The sequence below is a fragment of the Bacteroides sp. 1001136B_160425_E2 genome (assembly GCF_015559655.1).
In the GTDB taxonomy this organism is placed as follows: domain Bacteria; phylum Bacteroidota; class Bacteroidia; order Bacteroidales; family Bacteroidaceae; genus Bacteroides; species Bacteroides luhongzhouii.
Genome location: NZ_JADMQH010000007.1, coordinates 1 through 11,989 on the forward strand (window position 1 = coordinate 1; position 11,989 = coordinate 11,989).

Annotated in this window: 5 protein-coding genes and 1 pseudogene; 3 read left to right on the top strand and 3 right to left on the bottom strand. The window is 40.7% G+C overall.

Annotated features, from left to right (window positions below; genetic code table 11):
* The 3 genes and pseudogenes from I2I04_RS08320 to I2I04_RS08330 form a co-directional block, all read left to right on the top strand.
* Window positions 1-806 (top strand): annotated as a pseudogene (locus I2I04_RS08320) (transposase); the annotation flags it as partial.
* A 538-nt stretch (window positions 807-1,344) separates the two neighbouring features.
* Complete coding sequence (locus tag I2I04_RS08325; protein ID WP_317192944.1) at window positions 1,345-1,572, top strand: IS110 family transposase; 228 nt, start codon at window positions 1,345-1,347, stop codon at window positions 1,570-1,572.
* Window positions 1,573-2,355 (top strand): transposase, encoded by a 783-nt coding sequence (locus I2I04_RS08330; RefSeq protein ID WP_195654777.1) that lies wholly within the window; start codon window positions 1,573-1,575, stop codon window positions 2,353-2,355.
* Between the two features lie 161 nt (window positions 2,356-2,516).
* Here I2I04_RS08330 and I2I04_RS08335 read toward each other — a convergent pair whose 3' ends face one another.
* The 3 genes from I2I04_RS08335 to galB all read right to left on the bottom strand — a co-directional run bounded on the left by I2I04_RS08335 (window position 2,517) and on the right by galB (window position 11,986).
* Entirely contained in the window at window positions 2,517-6,551 is a 4,035-nt protein-coding gene (locus tag I2I04_RS08335; RefSeq protein WP_195654778.1) for a hybrid sensor histidine kinase/response regulator transcription factor, read from the bottom strand.
* Window positions 6,552-6,765: 214 nt separating this feature from the next.
* Window positions 6,766-9,423, bottom strand: coding sequence for an alpha-L-rhamnosidase (locus tag I2I04_RS08340; RefSeq protein ID WP_195654779.1), 2,658 nt, complete (start codon window positions 9,421-9,423; stop codon window positions 6,766-6,768).
* 37 nt (window positions 9,424-9,460) lie between these two features.
* Entirely contained in the window at window positions 9,461-11,986 is a 2,526-nt protein-coding gene (gene galB / locus I2I04_RS08345) for a beta-galactosidase GalB (protein WP_195654780.1), read from the bottom strand.
* Window positions 11,987-11,989: the final 3 nt, after the last annotated feature.

Sequence of the window (11,989 nt, forward strand, 5' to 3'; positions counted from 1 at the left end):
AAATAGCCTTGATGGTCCTGAAGTCCTATACCAACTTTTCCGATTCACAACTGATTGAACATTTAAACGGTAATATTTATTACCAATTATTTTGTGGTGTTCAAATTGATCCTCTTCATCCGCTAACCAATCCTAAAATCGTTAGTGCAATTCGTCAAGATTTAGCGGATCGTCTTGATATTGGGTCTCTCCAGCCTATTCTGGTCGAGCATTGGAAACCTTATCTTGAGAATCTTCATGTCTGTATGACCGATGCCACCTGTTATGAAAGTCATCTGCGCTTTCCTAGTGATGTCAAACTCTTATGGGAAGGTATTGACCGGCATTACCTTCGCTCCATTATCAGAGGTTAGGAAACCAAATCAGTTGAATTCGGAGCCGAAGTCAACAATATACAGATAGACGGAATCTCCTTTATAGAACATATCTCCTTTAAGGCTTTTAACGAAGGGGTACGTTTGAAAGACTGTATTCATTTGCAACAACAACTGACCGGGGGTAGGGTTAAGGCGCTTGCGGCGGATTCAATCTATGCCAATAATGCCAACCGGAAATTTTGTACAAAATATCATATAAGTACTTCCTTTAAGCGTAAGGGCAGAGCTGCCAAAGATGAGCCGTTTCGTAAGATCTTACGCTCGGAACTCAGCCGTGAAAGAGCTACCCGCCTGGAAGGAAGCTTTGGAACACAGAAACAACATTACTCACTGGCCAGGATAAAAGCCAGAAATAGGAAAACGGAAATGCTTTGGATTTTCCTTGGAATACATACGGCTAATGCGGTATGTATGATAGAAAAGGTCTAAAAGAGTAAAGCCAAGCCTCTGTCTTGATTGAAATCAGAGTGGAACACAGAACGTTTCCACCGCTTGCGGTGGCAGAAACGTTTTTAGTTACCTTTGTTGTAGGCATAAGAAGCAAGCCGGTTGTTTTTTGGGCTTTCAACCCCACAAAAGAGTATGGCTCCTTGTCCTGCGAATTGAAGATTGGTCGTCAGAGGCCGTATAGAAGAATGCTCATCGACAGAACATGGCTTATGCCTTTATCCATCAACAACAGTAACAATATTATCATGGCAAAGAAAGCAAAAAAGTCAAGACCGCCAAAGGTGCGGAACTTCGGATAGTCAATCCCGATGCAGTGGGAATAGATATCGCGGACGGTATCATGCAGGTCTGCGTTCCTGCCGACCGCTCCAAGGACAACAACCGCGCGTTTGGAGTATATATATCCGACTTGCATGCCATCTCGGCATGGCTCAGGGAATACGGCATAAAGACAGTCGCAATGGAATCCATTGGGGTTTACTGGATATCGCTGTTCTGTCGTCTTTAGGAGGACGGGCTGGATGTCGTATTGGCCAACGCAAAGGATGTGAAGAACATAACGGAGAGGAAAACCGACGAGTCGGATGCCGAATGGCTGATGTTGCTGCACCAGGACGGATTGCTCAAGGCAAGTTTCCAACCGCACAACGACGCCAAACGGATGAAGACATTTACCCGTCATCGTGATCCCCTCTCCCGTGAGGCCTCAAGCATAGTTCTACGTATGCAGAAAGCCATGCAGTAGATGAATATAAAACTTACGCTTGTCCTGTCCGACATTACGGGAAAATCCGGCATGCGTATCATTGAAGCCATTCTCGCAGGTGAACGTGACCCCAAGAAACTTGCCGATTTGGCTGACATCCAGTGCAAAACCCCGAAAGAGGAAATAGCCAAGGCACTTGAGGGTAACTGGGAAGAAGACCTCATGTTTGTCCTTAGGCAAAACTACGATACTTTCAAACATTTTTGCGTCCAACTTGACCGATGTGACACGGAACTGGAAAAACTCATGGAAAACTATCGCACGGAGGTTGCCGAAGCAGGGCGGCCGTCATATAGTCCGACGAAAAAACGTCGTGACTATCACAAGCGTAAACGGACTGTAGGCTTCGATGTGGAAAGAAAGACATATGACATGTGGGGAGTGAATGTCTTTGAGATACCCGGCATAAGCCACCTGACCGCACTTGAACTGATGAGTGAATTGGGGCACGACTTTACCCGGAAGTTTCCATCTTCCAAACAGTTCTGCTGTTGGTGCAACATCGCACCGAACACTAAGATATCAGGAGGAAAAAGAATATCAAGCCACGTGCCACTCCGTCGAAACAATGTCGGATTGATTTCTCGGAGTATCGCTTCCTCGCTCGCCAACGCAAAGAACCAACTGGGAAGCTTCTACCGCAGGATACGTTCAAGAGCCGGAGGAAAAGCTGCTGTTATTGCCACAGCCCATAAAGTCGCGAAATATTCTTTGCCATGGTTGCAAACCAAACACCTTATAACCCAGAAAAAGTCGGTATAGGCGAGAAAGTATTACTCGAAAAACGGATTACGAGATACAAGCGTGAATTAGAACGAATTACCGGTACTCATATAGAGATTGGCAATACATGTGTTCCATAGAAGAAGGAACGTTTACTGAATATCCCTAGGACATTTCGCCTGCCACTCTGTTTTTAGAGGTTATTTTATCACTTTACTTTTCTGCTGTTCTCTATATTGGCGCGGTGGCATGCCAAATCGTTGAGCAAATAATTTATAGAATGTTCCACGATTGGTAAATCCGGTTTTGTCCATAATTTCTTCAATAGTGAAATTCTTAGTCAATAACAAACGCTCAGCTATGGTGAGACGATACTCCTTGATAATATCAGTTGGTGATTTTTCGGTTATTGGTTTTAGTTTCCGATAAAATTGGCGGCTACTATAGCCTAACTCGCTACTTAGTAATTCGACTGATAGTTCAGGATTTTCGAGGTTCTTTTCTATGATTTCTGTTATTTTGTTCAGGAAGTCATGATCTTCCTGGTGTATAAGATTGCCGTTTTCTATTTGGAAAGAACTAAATATGGAGTTGTAATATTCTTTTAGGTCTGATTTTCGCTTTATCAACCGATAGACAATTTTCTCTAGATATTTAACATTAAAAGGTTTGGTAACGTAGGCTTCTGCTCCTGAGTCAATACCTTTCACTTGATCATCTTCATGATGAAGGGCAGATAATAAGATTAATGGTATATGACTCCATAGCTTGTTCTGCTTAACGCGATGAGTAAAAGAGAGCCCGTTGATTTCGGGCATCATTACGTCTGATATGATTAAGTCGGGTTGTTTCAACTCTAGGGTAGCAAGAGCTTCTTTGGCATTGCTGAAGGATAATACGTTATAGCTATTTATAAATATTTCTGAGATAAACCACAGCATGGAGGGATCATCGTCAATAATCATAATTGTCTGTTTGGAAGAGTCGAAGTTTTTAACTGTCTTTTCTAGTTCTATAGGCTTTATGTTAGTTTTTAATAGTTCTGTTTGATATACTTCATGAGAAACCTCTTGTTCCGTCGGAGATAGCTCTGGTAAGATGACAGTGAATGTGGTAGTTTCATCAGGAATACTTTCAACGTTGATTTGTCCATTCAATAGGGTTACCATACTTTTACAGATAGCTAATCCAAGCCCGTTTCGTGAGTTATTCCCATTGGTTTCAAAAGAATCCAATATCTTGTAGCGGTCAAATATTTTATCAAGATTTTCTTTTGCTATCCCTTTCCCGGAATTGGATATGCGTAGGATTAGTTGTTGATCTTCTGTTTTTAACTCAAGAGTAATATTTCCTTTGTTGGGGGTATATTTAAATGCATTAGAAAGCAGGTTGTTGGCTATTTTATTAAAGCAACTGATATCTGTATTCCATTGGATATCCGGTTGGATATCCAACAAATAGTTGAGTTCCCTGTTTTCGGCTAGTTCACTGAATGAATCTGCTATGCTGCGAATCTTGTCCGCAACGGGTAGTCTTTGGATGGAGAGAGTCTTATTGCCAGTTTCCAATCTGCGAAATTCAAGTAATTCTAATATTAGGCTATTCAGCTTTTCTGCATTCTGCTGTATAATTTGACCATATTTGCGGATGTATGAATCTGTATGTGTATAAGCAAGTATTTTCTCACATGGACCGTAGATCAATGTCAAAGGTGTGCAGAATTCATGGGTAATATTGGTAAAGAAACGCAGTTTGGATTCATATATTTCTTCTTTCTTTTCCCTATTCATTTTTTCAATCATGTGGTATTGCTTGAGACGATATTTCCAGATGATCTGATAGATTATTAAAGTGCAGAAGATGGCAAACAAGATAAAGTAGGCAGTATAAGCCCAGTTACTCAAATACCAGGGGGGAGTAATGCAGATACTTAATTCTACAGGTTGACTTTCTTTGCCATTTATATTATTCTTGTATTTTACTAGCAGAGTATATTGACCGGGTGAGAGATTAGAGAAAATGGCACTGGACACTGTTCCGCTTTCTATCCAATGTTCACTTATTTTATCCAGTTTGTAGGAGTAGGAATAGTTGTTTCCGTTTATATAATCAAGGGCCATGAAGTCTATACAGAAGAAGTTCTGGCTATAATCCAGTTGAAGTGTGATTTGTTTGTCATCAACAGTCAGAAAATCATGGATATTGTATTCCTTACCAAAAATAGAGAGTCCTTTAAAATGTATTTGGGGCATATAGTCTTCTATAAGATAGTTGTTGGATTTGATAGTGACAAATCCGTTTGTTCCTCCAAAAAACAATGTCCCAGTCCGGGTATCCTTGTAAAAAGCACCATCGCTGAACTCGGTGGTAGTCAGCCCGTTCCCTTTATCATATGTTTGGGAGGTATTGCTCTGTTGGTTGAATCTTACCAGGCCTTGATTAGTGCTGATCCAAAGATTACCTTGCAAGTCCTCCAAAATGCCATGTATGGTGTTGTTGGAAAGTAATTTGGCCCTGTCGTGATGTTGTGGACTGTTGGGAGTGTAGTGAAGCAATCCGGAGCTGGTTCCCAGCCAGTACCCTTTAGAGTTTTTGTGAATGGCGAAAATATCGTTGACTGTCTGGCTATTTACAATATCGTCGAATCTATGTGGAGTCAGCTTTTCAGTTTTTATATTCAAGTGGTAGGCGCCATAGCCGCGATTACCAAACCAAAGGATAGAGTCGTTCTCTTGAAAGGAAGTAAAAAAGTAATTGGTGGCCATACGTCCATTGTCTTGTACTATTCTGTTGGCCGACTTTATGACAGGAGAAACATTGTCTTCTTTTAAAACCACCTTTACGATACCTTCGCCAACGGTTGCTATCCATAAAGTGGTATCATTTAATTCGTTGATGGAATGTACGTATTTTACTTTCTTACCATTGGCTATAATCGGAAATTCTTTTAGTTTTTTTTCTTTGTATGAATAGTAATTGATGCCGTTTTCGGTTCCTATCCATAACTTGTTCATGCCACCGGGAGCAAAACAATAGACAGCATTATTGATTAATGAACTGTTGCTGACAGTGAATCGGTCAAAGGATGTCAGTGTACTTGCTTCGGGCGAATAATTTTTGATGCGTAATATACCTCCTCCTTTAGTACCTATCCATAGTGTCTGTTCTTCGTCATAATAGAGTGCTCGTACAGGGTTATTGATTTGATATATAGGAGTATCCAATAGAGTGTTGGTAATGGAGAAGGCATCATTATAATACATATATAGTCCTTGTCCATCTGTTCCTATCCAAACGATATCTTGAAATTTATCTTTCATCAGACAAAAAATGCCGGAATGAATTTCCGTTGATTGTATCTGATATTTGATTTTCTGGTCGGCCATATATTTTAATATAATCAACCCGCTGCTTTTAAATCCGATATAGTAATCATTCTGTTGTTTGATAACCGAAGAAACATCTCCGTGGCTCTCTATTTCTGTTTTGAGATCTGCTATATAGTACTCTTTCAGGTTATTAAAGTCATATTCATACAATGAATAAGTTTCATCAATAAAGTAGGCTAAGTGCTCATCTGAAAAAGCCCATAGCAGCTTTTCGGGGTGTGTAAAAAGATTGTTGGGGACTAGTGTTAACTCCTGGTTTTCTTTTTTTATCGAGTAGCTGCAGGTGTTATTATTAGATGTGAAGATCCAAAGTACATTATTCGTGTCGATCATCATGGATAACACGTGCTCGAATGCCATTGGAGGAACTTTTAGTCTTTGGAATGTCTGTTGTTCCTGTTGGTAATGATAAAGGTATCCGTCATCTTTTAATATGAAAAGTTCGTTATCATCGCTTTTGGCTATATGAAAATTGTCTTTGAATTCAGTGAAGTTTTGGCATGTCTGTTGCTTGGTGTCTAATCGGTCAAAACCATAGTTTGTCTTTATCCATAACACATCCTTTTCGGCTTCCATGATATGATGTATCAGGTTGCCGGAGAGTAAAGCTTTTGAGGAATCAGGGTGATATTGCTGTATACTGTTACCGTCAAAGATATTTAAACCATCACATGAGCCAATCCAAATAATGCCTTCCTGATCTTGATAGAGAGAGGGAATGGCACTGTTTGACAAGCCGTCCTTATTGGAGAATTGTCTTAGGCTGTATGCGTAAAGTATATGTGGAAAACAGCATAAAAGACCAATCAACAGTAGAAGTGCGGAGAAAGGGTGTATGGTTTTCATATTTACGTGGGTTGAACTAGAATGATGCAAATATAAATAATAATGGCAGGATTTGATAGCAAAAAAATAGAATATTTTATATCGGCAATGTTGATTTTATGCTTTTTGAAAGGCAATAGAGTATTATTGGTATAATTAAGATAAAAGAACATTCGGAATTAAAACTACCCATTTCTTCATTATGGATAGTTTTGATTCCGAAGAGATCTTTACTTTAATTTATATAACTTTTGTTGGAATGAATGGTGTATTCATGCTTTCCTGCTCCTACTGTGTATTTTTTATCGGCATAAATTGTAGCTGTACAGCCGGCAGGAATTGTGACAGATAGGGTTATCATATCGTTACCTGTACGTTTCCATGCAGAGCGTATCATACCGCGGATAGAATTGTAACTACCTTCTACCCAATCCAGACCTTGAACAAAATGGGGATGAATAATGATGTGTTGGAATCCCGGTTCTTTCTCACTGTAATTTATGCCGGAAAGTGCATTATACATCCAGGCGCTTATATCTCCCATAAACACATGGTTTAGGGAAGCGTCGTGAAATTCGGGACTTAATAACCATGTTTCGGCCAGCGTGGTATATCCTTTGGTTTCTACCCAATATCCCCAGGAAGGAGCTTCTGTCTTGGTTATCATCTTGTAAGCATCTTCTATATAGCCATATTTTGTAAGCATGGCTGGTACGCTCTTGCTACCCAATAAGCCGAAATCCAAAAAATAATTGTTCTCCGCTACCACTTGATGTAATTTATCTGCCACTTGCTGTTGTTTGCCTTCAGGCACAATATCCATGTATAATGCGATGGCCTGAGCTGTTTGTGTACCATTGGCATATACACCTGTTTCTTGATTAAAGTATTTTCGATTGATTAATTCTTTTAGTTCTTCAGCTTTCTTTTGGAATGTTGTAGCGTCTTTCCCCAGTAACTTTGCAAAGCGCGCCATCATTTTATAATCCTGATAGTAGTACAAGGTGGAAGTATAGTCATTGGGAGTTTGTGCACGATAGAACACCCAATCTCCTAAACCGAAATTAAGGTAGCCACCATCCACTTCTTTATTCTTTAGGTATTCCAGATAGAGGAGCATGCTGGGATAAAGTTTTTCTATGGAATGAGTCTCTCCATAATAGTTATAAAGCGCATTGGGAATGATGAAGAGTGCGGCATCCCATACTGGCCCCGGCCATTCACCGTATCCCCATGTGTCGCTCGGAATAATGCCGGAAATATTGCCATTGGGACGCTGGTTGTCTATGAAATCATTCATCCATTTCTCATAGAATGTGATACCGTCAAAATTAAGTAAGGCTAAGTCTATTGCTATATGTGCATCGGCTGTCCAGCCGTTTTTTTCACGTTGGGGACAGTCGGTCGGTATGCTATGGATATTGCCTGTATAACTTAGATTGGTGGCTGCCCATATCTTGTTTAGTAAATTGTTAGAGCATTTGAATTCACCAGTTTGTCGGATCCCCGTACGGAGGAATAGTCCGGTTAAATTATCTGTAGTCAGAGTCACAGACTCACTACATTCTACTTCTACATAACGGAAGCCATGATAACAGAATTGGGGAATGAAGATTTCTTCTTCACCCGAACCGCTTAAAATGAAAACATCAGTCTGGAATATTTCACCCGGTTTTTCGGGATGATAGTATACATCAATGTTTCCTTGTTCCAGCCGTCCGTTTTCTTTTAGCAACTCACCATGACGCAATGTGTAAGTGGTACCTGCTGTTCCTTTTACTTTTAACCGACATATACCAGAAATATTTTTACCCATATCGAATACATAAATCTTGTTGCCGAAAGCTTTTACGGCAACAGGCATGATTTCCTCTGTTACTTGTATGGCAGGCATTGTTTGTGCAACCAGCAGTTTTGTCGGTTGTTCAGTTATTTGGGAGTTTGCCCATTTAGAGTCATCGAAATTCGCGGTATTCCATCCCTTTTCCTCCAAACGTGCGTCATATTTGTCTCCACTATATATGTTGTTGTAAATATAGGGACCTATATTCGTTTTCCAGGTAGCATCTGTGCCGATAATATCTGTAGTGCCATCTTCATAAGTAATCCGGAGTTCACATAGCAAACGAGGTCTGTTTCTCCAGCGAGCTTTTTCAAAATTCCATACTGCCCGACTTTGGCAGTTGTAAAAACCATTACCCAATACTGCCGCCAGAGCATTATCACCCTTTGTCAGTAACTTCGTGACATCATGAGTCACGTATAACATACGTTTGTCAAAATGTGTATATCCGGGATCCAGATAATGGTTGCCGACACGGCAGCCGTTGATGAACATTTCATAATATCCGCCTCCGCTTATATATATGCGTGCTTTCTTTATCTTTTTTTCTACAGTGAAAGCTTTTCTGAATAGGGGCGCCGATTCTGTTTCTTTCTCCAAGGCATCGGTGATCCATTGTGCTTTCCAATCTGTGGCAGCTACTTTGGCCATCTCAAAAGAAGCAACTGGAGAGACTATTTTTTTTCCGTCATTTCCACAAACTATAACCTGCCAATAATATTGGGTATGGCTTAGTAATGGTTTTCCACTATACACGGAATGAGGATTAGTGCTGTGTATTTCTTTCGAATCCCATACATCAGCTTTTCCTTTTTTCAGCAGTTCGGAAGAAGTTGCTACTCCTATATGGAATGTTGTTTGTTGGAAATTTCCGTTATCTCCTTTAAAAGCCCAGGTGAAACGGGGATTTTCAGTATCAATGCCTAATGGATTGTCTAAATACTCGCATTGCATTTTTATTATCTCTATGGCATTATTTGTTTTGCAGGCTGCTAAAGATATAAACAGATATATAATGGTGGCGAATCGGTATATAATTTTTCTATGCATATTATTATTTTAAAGAATATTATAGTGAGAAATCATGTCATTTACTTTTGATATGGAGTAGTCCTTTTTTTAATCCAGTTCCGGTAGCTTCTAAAATAATCTCCCCGGGAGTTTCTGTTGTCTGGACAATGGCAGTCATCATACCGCTGAAAAGTTTCATTTTAGGGAGCTGGAATGACTCCAATGAAATGGAGTTACCATTCGCCCCAGCTCGGTAAGTACCTTCACCCTTTACTTTGAAATGAATTTCGTTTGTGGCTGTCGGACAGAAAATGCCGTCTTTGTCTACTATGCGTACGGTAACAAAGCAGAGGTCTTTACCATTTGCTTTTAGTACTCGCCTGTCGGGTAGTAGTTCTATCTGGTATGGCTTACCGGCCGTACGTACCTCTTTCTCGGCAGCTGCTTTCCCATTCTTGTCGTAAGCAACTACTTTTATGGTGCCCGGTTCATATTTTGTGTTCATCCACATCAAGCGGTAACGTTGTTGACGTTTCAGTGTTGCTTGCGAGAGAGAATCGGCACTATTATGTACAGTGACACTCATATCTTTAGTACGCCTGCCCTGGCTCTTGCCGTTGATGAAGAGTTCTGCAGAAGGATAGTTGGTGTAGACAAATACCGGAGTCGTTTCTCCCTCACGTCCTTCCCAGTTCCAGTGAGGAAGAATATGTAATGTCTCCTTCTGTTTGTTCCAATGACTGCGATACAGATAATAACGGTCTTTCGGAAGCCCTGCCAAATCAATGATACCGAACAGAGAAGAATGGCTTGGCCAGTCTGTATAATAGGGGGTCGGTTCGCCTAGATAATCAAATCCCGTCCATACAAATTCCCCTATGCAGTAAGGCAGATCTTCATGTTGGATAAAATCATCTTCAGGCAGGTTGGACCAGTCGCAATGTTCCAGATCATATGATGATGATTGATGATCTTCATAATATCTTTTCATTGATGCCCGAGTTACTGGGAATTTGTAAATTCCTCTCGAACTAACAGTTGAAGCTGTTTCGCTTCCCAGGATAATTTGTTGGGGGAGTCTTTTATAGCTTTCCTGATATTTATGGACACGGTAGTTGAAACCGGCTACATCCATTACAGCAGCTACGTTGTTGTTTAGTGCTGCATCTACGGCGTCCATCCCTTGTGTCACAGGACGGGACGGGTCCTCCCGATGACAGATATCTTGCAGGAAACGGGAAAGCTTTGAACCCCGTTCTTTGTTCCATTGGTCAGGTACTTCATTTCCTATACACCACATCACTACACTCGGGTTATTTCGATAATGGCGTAATACATTTACCAAATCTTTTTCTGCCCATTCATCAAAGAGTTTGTGATATCCTTTGGAACATTTGGCAGCTTTCCATTCGTCAAAAGTTTCTATCATAAGCATCATTCCCATTTCGTCGCAGGCACGTACTAATTCCGGTGCGGGCATATTGTGCGAAGTACGGATAGCATTGCAACCCATGTCTTGCAGTATTCTGATTTGTCTGCGAATAGCAGCGTCATTTACAGCCGTCCCTAACGGTCCCAGATCATGATGGTTGCATACTCCTTTGAATTGTGTTCGTTCTCCATTCAGGAAGAACCCTTTGTCCGGTACAATTTTTATAGAACGTATGCCGAATGGAGTTTCCCGTTCATCTTTCAAGACATCTCCTTTATATACTTTTGAGATTGCTTTATACAAATAGGGGGCTTTCAATGTCCAAAGTATTGGCTTTTCTACAATCATCTCCTGAACAAATACGTTGTTGTCAAAAGTGGTGAGCTGTTGTTTGTCATGACTCACTACCTTTCCATCCGTATCTTTTATTTCTGTGACAATGTGATAGTCTTCTGCCTTCTCGTTTTCAGGCATTACCCAGGATGTTTTCAGGTGTATACGGGCAAATTCTTTTTCAATGACAGGAGTTGAGACTTGTGTGCCCCATACCGGGATATGCGCGTCTTCATTTACTATTAGATGAACGTTTCTATATAAACCTGCTCCCGGATACCAGCGAGAGAAATCTTTTTCGTTTTCTAACCGTACTGCCAGGGTATTCTTCTCTTTCTCATTCAAGTAAGGGGTAATGTCCAGATAGAAAGAGTTATATCCATAAGGCCAGTAACCTGCTTCTTTTCCATTGATATATACTCGCGCATGGCTCATAGCTCCGTCAAATAGGAGTGTTGCTTTCTTCCCTTTTCGGAACTCGGGCACTTCAAATTCTAGTCTGTACCAGCCTACTCCGACAAATGGCAGACCTCCTGTGCGGCCTGCATGCTCTATTGCCTCTTTCTGTCCATCCTGTACAATGGCTACTTTTTGCCGGTCATTTTGAATACTGAAAGGGCCGTAAATAGCCCAATCATGAGGTACTGTTACCGACTGCCAGCCGTTATCGTCGTATATAGTTTTGCTGAAAGCGATGTCATCTTGTCGGGTGAATTTCCATCCTTTCTCAAATGTATATCGGGTGGTTACCCTTTCTGATGTATTATTTGCTCGTATCAATTGAAAGTTTGGTAAACAGATAACCACCGCCAGTATGACAAATAAATATCTTTTCATAAA